This is a genomic window from Pseudoalteromonas luteoviolacea, assembly GCF_021654285.1.
GTDB classification, from domain to species: Bacteria; Pseudomonadota; Gammaproteobacteria; order Enterobacterales; family Alteromonadaceae; genus Pseudoalteromonas; species Pseudoalteromonas luteoviolacea_J.
This window is the reverse complement of sequence record NZ_JAKFZS010000045.1, coordinates 1-16,664: the sequence shown is the minus strand read 5'-3', so window position 1 is coordinate 16,664 and position 16,664 is coordinate 1. Positions and strand designations below refer to the sequence as shown.

Below are 16,664 nucleotides of genomic sequence, written 5' to 3'. Positions count from 1 at the left end.
TTGCCGAGGCTTGTGCTTATATGCTTGTGCTTAACGAACAGCTAGCATGATAAGACCAGGTACTACGAAGAATGAACCAAGTACATATCCAAAAGCAGCTGTCTTGTTCTTAGCACCCACCTCAGCAAGCTTTTCTGCGCACTTGATTGGGATTTCGCGAAGTAATGGCAGACCATAGATTAAGCCTACTGCAAATACGTTGAACATGACATGTACTAGCGCAACTGTTAACGCTACTTCACCTGCTGGGCCTGTGATAGATGTTGCAGCAAGAAGTGCTGTGATAGTAGTACCAATATTGGCACCTAACGTGAATGGGTAGATTTGACGTGTAGTAAATACACCGCTACCAGCTAGTGGAATCATTAAACTTGTTGTTGTAGATGAAGACTGAACCATTACAGTTACAACTGCGCCAGAGCTGATACCTGCAACTGGACCACGACCGATTGCACCATGTAAAAGGTCTTTTGCTTTACCTACAAGTGCTTGTTTAAGTAGCTTACCTAGTGTTGTTACAGCGAATAAAATAAGTGCGATACCGATTACAACCATTGCAATACCAGCAGCTTTGCCATCAAGGAAACTTACTGAGTCTTTGACAACACCAACAGCAGGCTTAACCAAAGGCTTAATGAAGTTATAGCTCTTGATTGATAAATCTGCGTCGCCAACGAAAAGGTGTGCAAGACTTGCTGAAAACTTCTCTAAAAGACCGAACATGATTTCCAGTGGTAAGAAAATAGCTACCGCGAATAAATTAAAGAAATCGTGTACTGTAGATGCAGCAAAAGCTCTTTGGAATTCTTCTTTAGAGCGAATGTGACCTATTGATACAAGCGTATTAGTAATAGTAGTACCAATATTCGCACCCATAATCATTGGAATTGCGATTTGCAGAGGAAGACCACCGGCAACTAAACCGACTATAACTGACGTTACAGTAGATGATGATTGAACTAAGGCTGTAGCAAGTGCACCCAATAAAAGCGCAACAAATGGGTTAGTAGCAAACGCGAAAATTTCTTTCGCACCTTCAGAACCGCCGGAAGCAAGTTTAAAACCACCACTAACTGTACCTACGGCAACTAGCACTAAATAAACAAGAAATGCAATTGCACCCCAGGTTAGTAATTTTGATGGTAATGACTTTTGGCTATATTCACTCATTGATTTATCTCGTTATGTCAATGCCATTTTTTATGGCACTTTGATGACGTTTTTGTTTCAGGACGCATTTAAACAAACAAATATGACAGAAATATTTCAGTCGCGATAATTGTACCCAGAAACCATTACTGATTAATGTCCTAAATCAATGCGGATGATGCATAATCCCAACATGATTACGCTATCTAGTTGTTTTATTGTGTTTTTATCAAAATTAAATGTGTTACAATCTTTTACATTGCACTTTGAGTTAAACAGAAATCATTCTCAGCCTCCATATTTGCTACATGATTGAAGACTAAAATTTGACTAAAAGAATGAAGAGAATAAGTAATGCGTTGTTTTTTACTGGTACTGCTGTGTTTTTTTTGTACACCGATCATTGCTAGTCCATTGATAAATATAGAGCCAACAACAATAAAACCAAACACTCAGGCTCTTTCTTTGAATAATGCAGCGATGTTTTACTTTGACTACGATGGCGAGTTTCGTAGTGCATTCGACTTCGAGCGTCACTCATATCACTTTAGAACTATCAACGACATCAACAAAAAACCTAAAATAAGCATTTATTCGAAATGGGCATATATTAAACTAGATAATCAAAGTAATGTTAAAGACTGGAAAATGTCATTTGGCTTTCCACGCCTAGCAAAATTATCTGTATATAAAAAACTGCCAACTGGCTGGCAAGACCTTATTAACTTAGATGAGTCTGACCCCTTCAGAAAACGTCCAGTTCAAGACCCGCAAATGTATATCCCTTTAAACATGGATGTTGGTGAGAACATCTTTCTTATCGAGTATCAAACATTTGCAAATGCGCCAGCCAATTTACAAATACATACACCTGAAAACTACCTTAAAGAATCCCATAAAAGCCTAATAACGAATGCCAGCCTAACAGGTGTTGTCGCCGCAATTTTATTAATCGTGTTGGTAAATTTGTTTTTTAATCGAAATAGCACAAATGTTTTTTATGCGGCATGGACCTTTTTGTTCTTTTTAATTGTTGTTGATACTGCTGGATTCAGTTTTCAGTACTTCTGGCCTTCACACAATGCATTTTCAGGTCAGTTTTCAATATTTCTAATGGCCACAGTCCCACTATTTCATTTACTCTTTGTTAGAGGGTTCTTACAGCTCAAACATTACCACCCAGCGCTAAACAAGGTTTATGTTGCATTCATAGCACTTTACACAATCACTGTACCTACAGCATTGTTATTAAATACAGTCTATTTCAACCTTATATTAAGTACGCTAGTCATCCCAGTCTTTGTTTATACTTGTTCTTGGAGCATCAAACAAAAAGGCCCAGGTATGCGTACCTTCACATTTAGTTTGATTAACCATTTATTATTTTTGAACATATTTACTATATTAGGCGCTAGCTATGGTAATTTTATTGATGTTTTTGATATCACATCATTTATCAAAATTGGATACCTAATCGAAGTCCTACTGTTTACCATAGCCTTGGCTTTACAGCATAAATCTCTGCAATCAAGACTGTTAAATCAACTACAACATCAAGTTCATGCGCTAAACCAAACCGTAAATACCAAGCACAGAGAAGTTAGCTATAAAGAAGAAAAGCTTAAAGAAAAAGAAGAAAAGCTATTTACTGATCTGTCACATGAGTTAAGAACACCACTTACAGTAATGAAAATCCAAGTTGAATCGTTGCAATACAATATAGTCGACAATGTTCAAGACTCATATAACAAGCTAATGAGTAAAATTGATGAGTTAAATACATTTATTGATCAACTCATGCTGGTGACAGATGATAAAGATATTGCCTCTTTGCTGAACAAAAAACCCACCAATGCACGTGTCTACATAAACGAGGTATTTCAAACCTGTATTGGTGAGGGTGATCCTAAAACATCAAAATTCACCATTACAAACAAATTAGATAGCTCACTAGTTATTACCCTAGATAAACAAACCATTGAAAATGCAATCTGTGAAGTTGTTAAAAATGCACTTAGATTCGGCGGTGATGGAGTCGAAATTTCACTCAACACATATATAGAAAATGACAGCCTGATAATAAGAATTGAAGATTCTGGCATGCCATTATCATATGAAGCCCATCAACAATTGTTCCAGCCGCTATTTCGAGAAGAAATTTCTAGAAGTACATTAATGGGCGGTAAAGGAATGGGTTTAGCCGTTTGTAAGAAAATTGTCGAGTCACATAACGGTCAAATAGAATCACATAATAGTTTACTTGGCGGCCTCTGTATTGAAATCTCACTGCCGATGAACAATGAATACACATTAAACACAGAAAGAGCCAGTTGAGTATCTCACTTTTAACTCTTTGCGCTATAGCTGACTATACAGTAAAATCCGTCGTTCAGTTTTTTGGGCGTTAATTATGAGCAGTTTAGAGTTTTGGGAAGCTAAGTCTTTATCGGACATGAGCATTGAAGAGTGGGAATCTATTTGTGATGGGTGTGGTAAATGCTGCCTTCATTCTTTTATCAATACTGATGATGAAGATGAACACTTTGAAAGTACAGATGTATTAAGGGATGGAGAAGAGCTTCTTTATACAGACGTAATTTGTCAGTACAGTGATATTCAAACTGGAGGGTGTACGCGTTACAGCGAGCGACAAACACTCGTGCCAACCTGTGTACAATTGACTAAAGATAATCTTAAAGACATTTTCTTTATGCCACAATCATGTAGCTACCGTCGACTTCACGAGGGCAGGGGACTTGCATCTTGGCATCCATTAAAAAACAATGGTTCGAAAGAGCTAATGCACGGTTTAAACGTTAGCATCAAAAGCAAGGTTGTAAAAGAGACTGAAGTAGACCTTGAGGAAGAGTTCGAAGCGCATATAGTTGAATGGCCTGAATTTGATTGCGATTAAAAATAACCAAACTCATGTTTTACATAAGTATGTTAAAAAGCCCATGATACACATATCATGGGCTTTTTAGTTATTTTTGCTCGTCTTCAGGTAAAGTAACGTTTAGCTCAAGTACTGCTAAATCATCTTCGTTTTGTTCAAACTGAACATTTACCGCATCTGAGTCTACTTTTACATACTTGCTGATGACTTCTAGAATATCTTGCTTAAGCTGTGGAAGGTAATCAGGCGTGCCGCGCTTAGAACGCTCATGAGCAACGATGATCTGTAAACGCTCTTTTGCCAATGAGGCACTGTTCTTTTTTTCTGAACGGAAATAGTCAAGTAAAGACAAGTTAACCTCCGAAAATTCTTTTCAGTAGACCTTTCTTTTCAACATTTAGAAATCTAAAGTCGATAATTTCACCAAGTAACCTATCAATGGCATCACTGTAAGCTTGGCCTGCATCAGACTCTGTGTCTAAAATAACAGGTTGACCGGAGTTAGAAGCGTTAAGAACAGACTTAGACTCAGGAATCACACCAAGTAAGTCAATCGCTAAGATTTCTTGTACGTCTTCAACTGATAGCATTTCACCAGTCGCAACGCGCTCAGGGTTGTAACGAGTAAGCAATAAATGCTCTTTAACTGGTGCAGCACCTTCCTCAGCTCTTTTCGACTTACTTTGTAAGATCCCTAAAATTCTATCCGAGTCTCTAACAGATGAAACCTCAGGATTTGTAGTAACGATTGCTTCATCGGCGAAATATAGCGCCATCATAGCGCCGGCTTCAATTCCTGCTGGTGAATCACAAATGATAAAATCAAACTCTTCTTTTAACTCATTTAAGACTTTTTCTACACCTTCGCGCGTAAGCGCGTCTTTATCTCTCGTTTGAGATGCTGGAAGAATGAATAGTTTTTCGACTCTTTTATCTTTAATGAGCGCTTGGTTTAAATTGGCTTCGCCGTTTATGACATTTACAAAATCATAAACTACGCGACGCTCGCACCCCATGATCAAGTCGAGGTTTCTCAGGCCAATATCAAAATCGATGATGGCTGTTTTATAGCCTTTTAATGCTAACCCCGTACCGATTGCTGCACTCGATGTAGTTTTTCCTACACCACCTTTACCGGAAGTTACGACAATAATTTTTGCCATTAGATTTATCCTTTGACCAATGCTGTTAATTCTAAAGATTCGTTTGTTTGAGTAATCTTACAAGGATTGCCCCAAAACTCCCCCTGGAGGGAATCGCTGATCCAGTAGCTACCATTAACTGATACTAGTTCAGCTTCCAATTTTTGACAGTAAATACTCGCAGAATCATTACCTTGTGCACCAGCAATTGCACGGCCCCGTAATGTTCCATAAATATGAATATTCCCATCAGCTATGACCTCTGCGCCGTGGCTAACGGCACCCATAATAATCAAGTCCCTGTCTTTTGCGTATATTTGTTGACCGGATCTCACAGTTCCATTTACCACTTGAGCTGGCACATAAACGTGTTTTTCAACAACTTCAGTTTTAGTATTACTAGAAACGCTTGGTGCAACGTCTTTTGTGTAATTCAAAACAGACATACCTAAAGACTTAGCTGTTTCATTGTGCTCGTCGTTGCCGTTGCAAATACCAACAGGATTGAGTGATAGCTCACTTAAGATAGACTTTAAATCTGAGAGTACCAAAGGCTCGTCTTGAACCTCGGCCAGATTTATGACAATAGGTGCACCTTTAAAAAACTTAGGCGCCTGAGATATTTTTTCACTCAACTGCGCTTTTACAATGCTTAAATCAGCATTTAAAAGCTGTAATACAGATAACGTGAAAAGGTTCCCTTTGAGTTCGAAAGATTGTGTAGACATAAGCGCTCAAAAATATAACTGCGTACTCTTTATTAAATCTTATTTTGACCCCGTACTGTGTACGTTTGAGAGCAGCAAAACTTTCCAATTATTATATATGTCATGGTATAGTGCTGCTCTAAGATAAGCAAGAATTTATAGGGTTATAATGCTAAGTGCAGTATACAAAAGTAGTAAAAAAGCCGACACCTACCTTTTTGTTGAAAAAAGAGACGATTTCAACAAAGTTCCTGAGCCTTTGATGAGCACTTTTGGCACCCCAATATTTGTAATGTTAGTTGATCTAGCCAGAAGAGAGAAACTTGGGGTTGCAGATTTAAGCACGGTTAAGGAAAAATTAACCGAACAAGGGTTCTACTTGCAGATTCCACCTCCAGAGGAAAACCTTCTGGATGAATTTAAAAAACGAAATGGAGCAAAGAGTGACTAAGACTTTAAAAGTTATACTTACTTCTCTGTGTTTTTCAGCGTCAGTTAGTGCCACGACGCAAGCGGACTTTGATAAATACGTTCAAAAACTAAAATCAGAAGCCGTTGCTAAAGGGTACGAAAAATCATTAATAGACTCTGCTTTCGCAACTGCGAAGTTTAAAAAGAAAGTAATAAAAGCAGACAAAACACAGCCAGAAATCGTAGAAACACTTGAAACATATTTGCCAAAGCGCGTACCTGATTGGAAAGTCAAACGCGCTAGAAAACTATATCAAGAAAACAAAGAGCTGTTAGATCAAATTGAACGTGATTTTGGTGTTCAAGGTCGTTTCATTATTGCGCTTTGGGGTCTGGAAAGTAGTTTTGGCAGAGTACAAGGCGGCTATCCAGTTATTAGTTCATTGGTTACACTAGCGTTCGATGGCAGACGCGAAGCCTTGTACAAACGTCAACTATGGGCCGCCCTTGATATTTTACGTGATGGGCATATCGGCTTGGACAAGTTTAAAGGCTCATGGGCCGGAGCCATGGGACAAACCCAGTTTATGCCTACCTCTTTCAATGCCTATGCAGTTGACTACAATAAAGATGGCAGAAAAGATATTTGGACAACAAAAGAAGATGCCTTTGCTTCAATCGCTAACTACCTTAAAAGTGTTGGTTGGAATAACAACTTAACGTGGGGAAGACAAGTTAAGCTTCCTGAGGGCTTTTCTGAAAACTTCGTGCTAAAAAGAGGCACTAAAAATCACAGTCAATGGCTCGAGTTTTTCAATAGTTCAGAGCGCTCTTTATCCGACTGGCAAGAGCTCGGTGTAAGACGTACAGATGGCACCGACTTACCGAATGTCAATATAACTGCTGCGCTTGTCATGCCAGATGATATTAATGGCAGAATGTATTTAGCATATGATAATTACAAAGCGCTGATGAATTGGAACCGTAGCTATTATTTTGTAACAAGCGTAGGTTACCTTTCAGATAGAATTGGCTATCCAAAAATTTAGTTAAGTTTTTGGTATAAAAAAGGCAGCTAATAGGCTGCCTTTTTGTTGGGCTAATGAATGAAAATTAGTAATAAGATAACGCTTGTGTTTTTCCCCAAAAAACACGGTATGAGAACAATGTATATCCGATAATAGCTGGGACCACCATCACAACACCATAAAGCATAAATGTCAGTGCTGAAGGGTCCGCAAGAGATTCATAAATAGTCAGTTGGTTTGGTACAACATAAGGGTAAAAACTGTTAAGCAAACCTAAAAAGCATAATAAAAATATGCAAGTCGCAATAGCAAATGGCGCCCAGCTCTTTTTAATATTGTCGACACTTGAATAACGTGTAAGAGAACGGTGGAGTAGCACAAACAGAGCTAAGCATAAAATGGGGATGGGCAATAGCAGTAACGACTCGCTTATGTTAAACCATTTAGATGCGACGAAATCATTGATTAATGGATTAACGATGGATATTGAAATCACACCAAGTGCAGCAATAAGGTTGGATTTTGTGCACCATACAATGGCATTTTTTTGAAGTTGACCATTGGTTTTCATAATCAACCAAGCGGAACCTATGAGTGCATAAGCAGCAATTACACCAAAGCCACTCAACATTGCGAATACATAACTTTGCATGCTCTGCTCAAAAGACATCACGTATAGACCAAGCATGAAGCCTTGCGCAAACGCAGTAATAATACTACCAACTTTAAAACTAACGTCCCATGCATCTTGATATTTTGTTTTTGCTTTAGCGCGAAAATCAAATGCGACACCTCTTAGAATTAAACCAAGTAGCATTATAGCGACAGGGAGATATAAGGCCTGTAGAATAACTGAATGCGCGATAGGAAATGCAATCAAAGCCAAACCGACAGCGAGTACAAGCCAAGTTTCATTCGCATCCCAAAATGGTCCAATCGATGCGATCATGGTATCAGCTTGTTCTTTTTCTTTAAGAGGCAGCAAAATGCCAACCCCTAAATCATAGCCGTCTAACACTGCATAAACTAGAATAGCCAATGCCATAAGTGCACCATAAAACTGTGCCAAAAATTCACTGCTAAGCATAGTTTTCACCTCGCATTGGGGGGTTAAGCTCGTATTCTTCAACTTCAACAGCTTTATCAGCTGTATAGAACAGTGTTTTAATATAAGCACTCAAAAGCAGTGCATAAACACACAGATAACCAATCAAAGTATAAAGCACATGCTCAGAAGGGACTTGTGTAACCAACTCATCAATTCTAACTAATCCTTGGACCATATAAGGCTGTCGGCCAATTTCAGTCACATACCAACCCGCCAATGTTGCGACCCAACCAGAGAATGTCATAACGACAAGTAATTTGAGCTGCCAAGCGGGTAAATGCTTATGTTTCCATAAAGTGACTCTCGTCAAAGCTGCTACTAAGATCATCAGTAAGCCGAGCCCAACCATAACTCGAAATCCGTAAAATACAGGCTTGACGGGCGGGTGTGCCCCTTCAAATTCATTAAGGCCTTTAATTTCGCCATCTAGTTCATGAGTTAAAATTAAACTCGCTAAATTTGGAATAGCTAATTCAAAATGGTTCGTTCTGTTGATCTCGTCCGGAACAGCGAATACTAACAAAGGTGCCCCTTTTTCGGTCTCCCAAACACCTTCCATTGCAGCCACTTTTTGCGGTTGATGTTCAAAAGTATTCAAACCATGCAAATCACCGACAAAAGCTTGTAACGGGGCCAACACCATCGCAACTGTTAAAGCCACCTTAAGCGTCAATTTTGGCGCATGTTTATGATCATTCTTTAATAACCGGTAAGCGCTGATCCCCGCAATCAGAAAGGATGCCGTGATCCCAGAAGCCAAAAGCATGTGTGACAAGCGATAACCAAAAGAAGGGTTAAAAATGATAGTAAACCAGTCCTTGGGATAGAATACTCCATCAATAATCTCGTAACCAACCGGCGTTTGCATCCAGCTGTTTAGAGATAATATCCAAAAAGCAGAGATCGTTGTGCCTATAGCCACAACCACTGTAGAAAAAGTGTGTACAGCGGGGCTGACACGCTTCATACCAAATAACATGACCCCTAAAAAGGTCGCCTCCATAAAGAAAGCAGTCAGAACTTCATATCCCAACAAAGGGCCTGCAATATTACCAATACGTTCCATAAAACCTGGCCAATTTGTGCCAAATTGAAACGACATGGTAATACCACTGACAACACCTAAAGCGAAGGTAAGGGCAAATATTTTAACCCAAAACCGATAAGCCCGGAGCCAAACGGGCTGCTTAGTTTGAACATATCTGACTTTAAAAAAAACCAAGAACCATGCAAGTGCAATGGATATGGTCGGGAAAAGTATATGGAAGCTTATATTCGTCGCGAACTGAATTCGCGACAGCAATAAGGTATCAAGCATGACACACCTCTGTTAGTTACGACTTTTTCAATAACTTATCCTTGAGGTCGATCACCTTACTAACAGACGAGCCTAGCTTCATCAACGATTGCAATTGTTCAGGTGTCAACCTCTGCAATTCAGCTGACCATTTAGTAACTGTTTCTAAAAGATCATGTATGGATTGCATTTGCTCCTGAGCGTACTTTTCTTCTGGCGTATTCGCGGTATCCAATATTTGGTCACGTAATAATGTCAGAGTAGGGTCAATTTCTCGCTTGCGTCTTTCTTCAAACACTTTGTTCGCAAGATCCCATATAGTACCGTTCGGCGCATAATATTCTTTTCTATCGCCAGGGATATGATGAACTTTGACTAATTGCCATGATTGCAACTCTTTGATCCCCATACTTACATTGCCACGGGAAATCTTTAGCGCTTCTGCAATTTGATTTGCAGTAAGTGGATGCTCATTAATAACGAGTAACCCGACCATTTGCCCAATTGTTCTATTAAATCCCCAACGACTGCCCATTTCACCGCAATGGAGCACGAAGTTTTCGATTTTTGGTGATAAATTCATAATTCTAAACGTTCAGTAATTATTGAAAGTTAAATATACAAAGATAACTGACTCAGATCAACTAAAGTTTCATTTTTTTCTGAAACTTTAAAATATAGCTATTTCAAAATTTGAAATAATGTAGTCAGTACCTCAAGCCAAAGTGTAATCTAGTCTGTTTTGAACTGTTTGTATATCGCTTGAGTAAAAAGTTTTAAAAGTTTTGGTAAATAATGAAACTTTCGAACTAAAACTGTTCAAATTACCTATTTACAATAATTCTGATTACTAAGATCGAGGCTTAGAACATCTAAAATTTCACATTTACGCATAGATGTTGGACACTTAATTTTAATTTAGAAGACTAATATAAAAAGGCTTTATCTTACGAAAAAGCCTTTGGTAGTTGAGATGTAAAGGTAGGTTTAAGACTGATGTTTTCCAACTTCCCAGTTGTTTTGTTTTAAAAGTGTCTCTCCAGCATCAATTGCACCAGACTCTAAAGATGTGCCCATGGAGTCATTCCAGCGGTTTAAATAGCCAAATAACGAAATAACACCAAGAATTTCGACAATTTCGCCATCATCCCAGTACTTTTTGAGTTCTGATTCAATTGTATTATCAACTGCGTTGGGTACGCTCGATGCTGCAAGGGCAAATTCAAATGCAGCTTTTTCACCAGCTGTAAATACATCCGATTCACGGAATTGCCAAATCTGCGCTAGGCGTGAATCTGTACCACCATAGCGTTGAGCAGCAAGAATAGTGTGCGCTTCGCAATAGCGACAACCTGTATTTGCACTGGTGATATATCCAACTAATCTTTTTAACTCAGAAGTAACTCGACCATGATTTTCCATAACCGCTTTATTTAAATTAATGAAAGCGCGTGCAATTGCGGGCCTAATCTGCATTGTAAGAACACTATTAGGGCAAAATCCCAATGTTTCATTAAAAAACTTCGCAAGCTCAGTAACTTCCTGATCGTGATCTTGAGAAAGTGGGGTAACTAAGGGCATAATCAGCTCCTGTTGAATATTATTATTTGTTGCATATGCAACATAACATAACTCTGGAGATTCTAATTGTCTAGTGAAATTTCGTATCAAAATGCATTAAAAAACAGATTAGAAAGCTTTTCTAAAAAACATGACAGTGAACTTGCACTCGAGACACATATTCCATTTCAAGTCGCAGTGGTGAGCAATCTCTTATCAATATCCAGAGACCCTATTATTCGCAACCTCACAGACTGCGATACAAGAGAGCTCAGAATTTTAATTAATATAGGTTCTTATGGACCAATAACAGCGTCAGATATTGCTTATCAAACTAGACTCGATCCTTATTCAACAACACGTGCTATCACGGCTTTAATAAAAAAAGATTTGGCTCAATACGCAAAGGTACAACCAAATACTCGTAGTAAACCTGTTGAATTAACTAATGAAGGAGTTGATATCTACAGTAAAATAACTGCGCATCTGAAACAAAGAGAAGAAAGATTATTAGAGAACCTCTCTGAAAAAGAACAGGCGACCCTGAGTACTTTGCTACAAAAGTTAGAGCTAAGTGCTGAAAATGTACTTGCTAACGAGGTCAAACAATGCGAATTAGAAGGCGATTCAGTGACTAGAGATCACAAAGAAATAGTTAGATGGAACAACAGAACAAATAAACAAAGCTAAATTGGACTAAATCTAAACATATTTTTTGCACATTTACTGACCAAGCTAAAGGTTAGTAAATGAAGGGGCGAAAATATGAAACTAAAAAATATATCCAACTTGGGAGTGTTAGCTTTGCTTTCCCTCTCCAGTTACCATCTTTGTGCTAAATCAACGCATCAACCTAAAAAACTCCCAAACAATAAAAAGCATGTCGTTAAAATCCAAACTGAAGCTGACATTCGACTTCAAGAAATAATTATTCAGCAAAACTTAACAGCAAGCATTCCCGATTTATCAAATCTACCAAGACTCAATCACCCTGTTTCGCAATTAGGGATGAAACTATTCTTTAGTAAAGCGCTTGGCGGCGAAAAAACCGTGGCATGTGCAAGCTGCCATCATCCAAGATTAGGCGGTGCGGACGGCCTATCTTTGCCAATAGGAACAAATGCTGTTGACCCTGATATTATTGGCCCACTAAGACTCACATCAGATACCATAAATATACCAAGAAACTCGCCGACTATTTTTAACGTGGGACTATCAAACTCAAGTCTATTCTGGGACGGTAGAGTTGAACGATTTACCATAACAGATAGCCAAGGGAACGAGCAGGAAGTGATCAGTACTCCGGACTCAGGATTTGGTGTGCCTGATCTTGATGTAGGCAATGACTTAGTTGGCGCGCTTTCGCGTTTCCCTGTGACATCAGTTGAAGAAATGCGAGGAGCAGCATTTGAGAATGCTTTTAACAACCAGTCCGTTCGTGAACATTTAGCTGAGCGACTCGGAAACTATGGCAGTGGCAACGGCGACTTAGAAAAAAACAATTGGCTTAACGAGTTCAGACGTGCATTTAATAGTACAGATAATGCCGAATCGCTCATCACCTTTGATAGCATTGCGCTTGCACTTGGACAATATCAATCTTCAGTAAACCTGATTAATTCTCCTTGGAGCGCATATCTTAAAGGCGATTTCAATGCACTATCACAAGCACAAAAACGCGGTGCTAATTTATTCTTTTCTCAAATTAGTGATGGGGGAGCAGGGTGCGTAAATTGTCATGGTGGTACTCGTTTTAGCAATGATGGTTTTTTTAATCTGGCATTTCCCCAATTTGGTATTGGCACAGGTGATCAAAACATAGATCATGGGCGTTTTAGTATAGATCCACAGCAGCGTAATATGTTTGCGTTCAAAGTACCCAGTTTACTCAATGTTGAACTGACAGGCCCTTACGGACACTCAGGCGCTTATGAAACACTTGAGGAGGTGGTTGCACACTATGTTAATCCAGCTGACGCCATTAATAACTTTTTTTCGAAAGGTGGAGCGTGCGGCCTGAGCCAATTCAAAAACGATGCAAGTTGTGAAATTCTTAACAACAATGCCCAAAATAACAGCCTACAAGCACTCGCTTTACTTCAGCTATCACCATTTGTTGCACCGCCATTAGATGTAAGCCAACAAGATGACCTTGTACAGTTTTTAAAAGCATTAACAGATAAATGCGCCAAAGATCATCGCTGCGTAAGAAAGTTTGAACCAAGCAAACTATCTCAAGATCCAGACGAGTTAAGGCTGAACCTTCAGATGATCATTCGAGGGAAAGCATAAACATATATTTAAAAGCTCACTCAGACTTTTAATTAAGAGCTGTAGTGAGCTAGTTTAATCAACATACCCTAATTCAAACAAATTGTGATGCCTGTGTAATAGAGGATCTTGCATTTTACATTTTCCCTCATAATCAATAATTTCCCAATTATTGTAGTAACATAACTGAGGAGTCATGTCATTTTTGATCTGTTCAATGACAATATCATCTAAATGAAGTTCATCATATTTAACGTTCTTTATGTAGAGCGCTGTAGAAAGGGCTATAGGACTAGACCAAGAAGTAGAAGAGTCTGAGAAAGGTGTATAACTCAAGCCTAGGCTCGTTGTGGCCATAGCTGGTGTTTCATTAAATGGGAAAGGTCTAATTGGCGTAATACCAAGGTTAACCATTACATCTATCCATTGCTTTGAGTTATAAATAGAAGCGTCTAATTCCGGCGCATTGCCATTGATCTCACCATTGGCAGGCAATTTAGTATCCAACACTGTAAAAGGTGCTACCAATAAGCGATTTTGATATGACTTATCGATATCTAATTCATTATTGTATGCTGTCATATTGATACCTGAAGCTTGGAACGCCATAACTCCTGAAGTATTAAATAAAACATCATAGAATGGCCTTACCGTATTGTGTAAAGCAGCTAAGGTTTCTTCTGATGGTAACGGGCTAAGGCAGTATTGTTTCCAAGTCATTGCGATTACTCGCTCAATTTCATAACCACCAGAGTAATTTAGGTATTCAACATCTTCTTGTAACAGGACGGTTTGTTTGAAGTCTTCAGCAATATCCTCAATATGGGCTGTCAATGAAGAAATATTATTGTCAGTGGGGTTGCAGAATAAATCTAGTCTAGATTCATGTAGCTTGGGCATAGGCACAACAATCAACTCAGACTCTGGATTATGCTCTAGCAAATAATGAAACGGAGTGGCTCCATGCCCAACGAAGGGATACTCATAACGTGATTTTACGACTGGAAATAACGAGTCTGTTAGCCATGCCGCTGGCACAAATGTATGATTACCTGAAGGGTCTGTAAAGTTATCAATTGAGTTCAGAGTATCTTTTATGATCCGTGGCACTTTAAATTCAGGGTCAAAACCACCTTTAGAAGCTTTATAATAGTATCCATTGTCATCTATAGAATATAAACTTTTGACTCGACTTCGATATCTTAAAGTCGCAGAAAAGTTTATACCTTCATCATCAATAATGAGGATCGTCTCATTGCTATCTACTTTTGAAGGTTCGAAAGTTCCATCTGAGAACTTGATCCTGACTTGTTCACACCAAGCAGAATCTGGTTTGGAGATGCAATTTATGTCGTTTGATTCAAATTTATTTACTGATTCCTCAACAAATTCATCTACTAGGGACTTAAGAGCTAAAATTTTTCCTTGTTAGGATTCTTTGATAGTAACGATAATATTTCCTGAGGTCTCTCCCCCCTTAGAGTCTGAGACAGAGTAATTTATCGTAATATCGCCCTTAATCAAATTTATAGGGGTGATGGTTATATCATTACTAACAAAAACTGCTGTAGCATGATTTTCATTCACGGAGATACTAGTAAGAGTTAGCTCATCACCATCCGGATCACTTGAAAAGTGGTAACTGTATCGTTTACTGCTATAGGAGCACGGTTTACATTTTTGGGTGGGTTTTCAGTACTCTGATTTGAATCATTACTTCCCCCACCACATCCGCTTAAGATGAGTGATACACAGGGGACTAATAAAGAAAAAGCCTTTTTTTTCATATCATTATCCTTAATAAAGAGCGAGGTTTCTAAAAACCGCCCGTCAATATCATTACTGCATTTCCGAAATTGAGTTTTTAAAAAAAACACAAGTTGCAAACCCAGAAATTAACAAAAAAAATCAGAAAAACAACATGAAAACAATTTGGTATTTACTTCATGTCACGCTATTTAAGTTGAAAGCGTTATCAAATAATAAAATCGATATAAGCTTAAAACATACAATATTTAAAATATCGCACCAATAATCATCAAATATTGTTTAACAGATGGAACTCCATAGAATCTATAATTGATACCGCCAAAGACTTTGTGAAAATAACTTTCAAAGCCTGTGACCAAGATTGAAATCACAGGCATGAAACTTAAAAAAGAACAAAATTATATATTTAAAGTTTAATCAACATACTCCTGATGAAATAACAGGTGTTTTCTATATAATACAGGGTCTTGCATTTTGCACTTACCATCATATTCGGTAATATCCCAATTAGTATAATTACAAAACTGAGGCGTCATATCTGCTTTTATCTGCCAATAAGGATATTATCCAATGGAAAATCAGAATATTCTGTACTCTTAATAAAAACTGCTGTAGAAAGAGCTACAGGACTAGACCATGATGTAGATGAATCGGAAATCGGTGTATAACTTAAACCAAGAGTCGTTGTAGCCATCACGGATGTATCATTATAAGGGAAAGGTCTAAATGGAATTATCCCAAAATTAACGAGATAATCAATCCACTTCTTAGAGTTGTCAATTGAATAATCAAGCGAAGGAGGTCTACCATTAAGAAAGCCATTTTCCGGAAGCTTAGAGTCTAATGTTGTGAAAGGAGCGACTAGCAAACGATTTTCATATGACTTATCAATATCTAGCTCATTGTTGTACTCTGTCATATTTATACCCAAAGCTCGAAAAGCCATTACTCCAGGGCTATTAAATAAAACCTCGTAAAAAGGCCTTACCGTATTATAAAGAGATGAGAGTTTTTCTTTTGATGGTAAACCACCAATACAGTGTCGATTCCAAGTTCTAACTAAGCCACGCTGTATTTCATAACCACCTGAAAAATTTATATATTCAACACTATTCGAATTAATAACTTTATTTTTAAAGTCATAAGCTATATTTTCTATATGCTTTGAGAGCTCAATTATATTATCTTCTGTAGGGTTACAGTATAAATCCAATCTAGATTCGAATAATTGAGGCATTGGTACGGCCTTGTTGATCAAATAGGCCTTTACTGAGGCTTATTATTTTTACCAATATTCAGGCATACCTAGCCTGTTCATCGTGTTG

Annotated in this window: 18 protein-coding genes; 6 read left to right on the top strand and 12 right to left on the bottom strand. The window is 38.2% G+C overall.

What is annotated here, in order from left to right:
* Positions 1 to 30: 30 nt before the first annotated feature.
* A complete protein-coding gene (locus tag L1077_RS25460) occupies positions 31 to 1,170 on the bottom strand; it encodes a Na/Pi symporter (protein WP_237139586.1) in 1,140 nt (379 codons plus the stop codon).
* A gap of 333 nt (positions 1,171 to 1,503) precedes the next feature.
* Here L1077_RS25460 and L1077_RS25455 point away from each other — a divergent pair, with 333 nt between their 5' ends.
* Both L1077_RS25455 and L1077_RS25450 read left to right on the top strand, forming a co-directional pair.
* Positions 1,504 to 3,483, top strand: coding sequence for a sensor histidine kinase (locus L1077_RS25455; protein WP_237139585.1), 1,980 nt, complete (start codon positions 1,504 to 1,506; stop codon positions 3,481 to 3,483).
* Positions 3,484 to 3,559: 76 nt separating this feature from the next.
* Complete coding sequence (locus tag L1077_RS25450; protein WP_237139584.1) at positions 3,560 to 4,063, top strand: YcgN family cysteine cluster protein; 504 nt, start codon at positions 3,560 to 3,562, stop codon at positions 4,061 to 4,063.
* Positions 4,064 to 4,133: 70 nt separating this feature from the next.
* Here the strand turns inward: L1077_RS25450 and minE are convergent, their stop codons facing one another.
* From minE to minC, 3 genes are read right to left on the bottom strand one after another with little or no spacing between them, the layout of a single operon-like run.
* Positions 4,134 to 4,397 carry a cell division topological specificity factor MinE gene (gene minE / locus L1077_RS25445; protein ID WP_039610476.1) on the bottom strand — a complete coding sequence of 88 codons (264 nt, stop codon included), beginning with the start codon at positions 4,395 to 4,397 and terminating at the stop codon, positions 4,134 to 4,136.
* Between the two features lies 1 nt (position 4,398).
* Positions 4,399 to 5,208 carry a septum site-determining protein MinD gene (gene minD / locus L1077_RS25440; protein ID WP_237139583.1) on the bottom strand — a complete coding sequence of 270 codons (810 nt, stop codon included), beginning with the start codon at positions 5,206 to 5,208 and terminating at the stop codon, positions 4,399 to 4,401.
* Positions 5,209 to 5,213: 5 nt separating this feature from the next.
* Entirely contained in the window at positions 5,214 to 5,915 is a 702-nt protein-coding gene (gene minC, locus L1077_RS25435; RefSeq protein ID WP_063362892.1) for a septum site-determining protein MinC, read from the bottom strand.
* A 148-nt stretch (positions 5,916 to 6,063) separates the two neighbouring features.
* On the opposite strand from minC, the gene L1077_RS25430 reads away from it, so the two are divergent.
* Both L1077_RS25430 and L1077_RS25425 read left to right on the top strand, forming a co-directional pair.
* Positions 6,064 to 6,345, top strand: coding sequence for a YcgL domain-containing protein (locus L1077_RS25430; protein ID WP_237139582.1), 282 nt, complete (start codon positions 6,064 to 6,066; stop codon positions 6,343 to 6,345).
* Entirely contained in the window at positions 6,338 to 7,354 is a 1,017-nt protein-coding gene (locus tag L1077_RS25425) for a lytic murein transglycosylase (RefSeq protein WP_237139595.1), read from the top strand. The genes L1077_RS25430 and L1077_RS25425 overlap by 8 nt, the downstream gene beginning before the upstream one ends.
* A gap of 64 nt (positions 7,355 to 7,418) precedes the next feature.
* Here L1077_RS25425 and cydB read toward each other — a convergent pair whose 3' ends face one another.
* The 4 genes from cydB to L1077_RS25405 all read right to left on the bottom strand — a co-directional run bounded on the left by cydB (position 7,419) and on the right by L1077_RS25405 (position 11,319).
* On the bottom strand, positions 7,419 to 8,420 hold the full coding sequence (gene cydB, locus L1077_RS25420) for a cytochrome d ubiquinol oxidase subunit II (protein ID WP_237139581.1): 1,002 nt from the start codon (positions 8,418 to 8,420) through the stop codon (positions 7,419 to 7,421).
* Positions 8,413 to 9,759: a cytochrome ubiquinol oxidase subunit I gene (locus tag L1077_RS25415; RefSeq protein WP_237139580.1), complete on the bottom strand. Its 1,347-nt coding sequence runs from the start codon at positions 9,757 to 9,759 to the stop codon at positions 8,413 to 8,415. The genes cydB and L1077_RS25415 overlap by 8 nt, the downstream gene beginning before the upstream one ends.
* A gap of 16 nt (positions 9,760 to 9,775) precedes the next feature.
* Positions 9,776 to 10,321: a GbsR/MarR family transcriptional regulator gene (locus tag L1077_RS25410; RefSeq protein ID WP_063362896.1), complete on the bottom strand. Its 546-nt coding sequence runs from the start codon at positions 10,319 to 10,321 to the stop codon at positions 9,776 to 9,778.
* A 404-nt stretch (positions 10,322 to 10,725) separates the two neighbouring features.
* Positions 10,726 to 11,319, bottom strand: coding sequence for a carboxymuconolactone decarboxylase family protein (locus L1077_RS25405; RefSeq protein ID WP_063362897.1), 594 nt, complete (start codon positions 11,317 to 11,319; stop codon positions 10,726 to 10,728).
* Between the two features lie 66 nt (positions 11,320 to 11,385).
* On the opposite strand from L1077_RS25405, the gene L1077_RS25400 reads away from it, so the two are divergent.
* Complete coding sequence (locus L1077_RS25400; protein WP_063362898.1) at positions 11,386 to 11,988, top strand: MarR family winged helix-turn-helix transcriptional regulator; 603 nt, start codon at positions 11,386 to 11,388, stop codon at positions 11,986 to 11,988.
* A 75-nt stretch (positions 11,989 to 12,063) separates the two neighbouring features.
* Positions 12,064 to 13,590 carry a cytochrome-c peroxidase gene (locus L1077_RS25395; protein ID WP_237139579.1) on the top strand — a complete coding sequence of 509 codons (1,527 nt, stop codon included), beginning with the start codon at positions 12,064 to 12,066 and terminating at the stop codon, positions 13,588 to 13,590.
* A 54-nt stretch (positions 13,591 to 13,644) separates the two neighbouring features.
* On the opposite strand, the gene L1077_RS25390 is transcribed toward L1077_RS25395, so the two are convergent.
* From L1077_RS25390 to L1077_RS25380, 4 genes are all read right to left on the bottom strand, one after another.
* Positions 13,645 to 14,679: a hypothetical protein gene (locus L1077_RS25390; protein WP_237139578.1), complete on the bottom strand. Its 1,035-nt coding sequence runs from the start codon at positions 14,677 to 14,679 to the stop codon at positions 13,645 to 13,647.
* A gap of 318 nt (positions 14,680 to 14,997) precedes the next feature.
* Entirely contained in the window at positions 14,998 to 15,156 is a 159-nt protein-coding gene (locus L1077_RS27710) for a hypothetical protein (RefSeq protein ID WP_369334841.1), read from the bottom strand.
* A gap of 17 nt (positions 15,157 to 15,173) precedes the next feature.
* Entirely contained in the window at positions 15,174 to 15,356 is a 183-nt protein-coding gene (locus L1077_RS25385) for a hypothetical protein (RefSeq protein ID WP_237139577.1), read from the bottom strand.
* Between the two features lie 527 nt (positions 15,357 to 15,883).
* On the bottom strand, positions 15,884 to 16,576 hold the full coding sequence (locus L1077_RS25380; RefSeq protein ID WP_237139576.1) for a hypothetical protein: 693 nt from the start codon (positions 16,574 to 16,576) through the stop codon (positions 15,884 to 15,886).
* Positions 16,577 to 16,664: the final 88 nt, after the last annotated feature.

What these genes read in the sequence shown, in the direction of transcription:
- L1077_RS25415 (WP_237139580.1), bottom strand. Translation starts at nt 9,759, where the DNA reads ATGCTTGATACCTTATTGCTGTCGCGAATTCAGTTCGCGACGAATATA.
- cydB (WP_237139581.1), bottom strand. Translation starts at nt 8,420, where the DNA reads ATGCTTAGCAGTGAATTTTTGGCACAGTTTTATGGTGCACTTATGGCA.
- minD (WP_237139583.1), bottom strand. Translation starts at nt 5,208, where the DNA reads ATGGCAAAAATTATTGTCGTAACTTCCGGTAAAGGTGGTGTAGGAAAA.
- L1077_RS25455 (WP_237139585.1), top strand. Translation starts at nt 1,504, where the DNA reads ATGCGTTGTTTTTTACTGGTACTGCTGTGTTTTTTTTGTACACCGATC.
- L1077_RS25405 (WP_063362897.1), bottom strand. Translation starts at nt 11,319, where the DNA reads ATGCCCTTAGTTACCCCACTTTCTCAAGATCACGATCAGGAAGTTACT.
- L1077_RS25385 (WP_237139577.1), bottom strand. Translation starts at nt 15,356, where the DNA reads ATGAAAAAAAAGGCTTTTTCTTTATTAGTCCCCTGTGTATCACTCATC.
- L1077_RS25380 (WP_237139576.1), bottom strand. Translation starts at nt 16,576, where the DNA reads ATGCCTCAATTATTCGAATCTAGATTGGATTTATACTGTAACCCTACA.
- L1077_RS25430 (WP_237139582.1), top strand. Translation starts at nt 6,064, where the DNA reads ATGCTAAGTGCAGTATACAAAAGTAGTAAAAAAGCCGACACCTACCTT.
- L1077_RS25410 (WP_063362896.1), bottom strand. Translation starts at nt 10,321, where the DNA reads ATGAATTTATCACCAAAAATCGAAAACTTCGTGCTCCATTGCGGTGAA.
- L1077_RS25450 (WP_237139584.1), top strand. Translation starts at nt 3,560, where the DNA reads ATGAGCAGTTTAGAGTTTTGGGAAGCTAAGTCTTTATCGGACATGAGC.
- L1077_RS25395 (WP_237139579.1), top strand. Translation starts at nt 12,064, where the DNA reads ATGAAACTAAAAAATATATCCAACTTGGGAGTGTTAGCTTTGCTTTCC.
- L1077_RS25460 (WP_237139586.1), bottom strand. Translation starts at nt 1,170, where the DNA reads ATGAGTGAATATAGCCAAAAGTCATTACCATCAAAATTACTAACCTGG.
- minC (WP_063362892.1), bottom strand. Translation starts at nt 5,915, where the DNA reads ATGTCTACACAATCTTTCGAACTCAAAGGGAACCTTTTCACGTTATCT.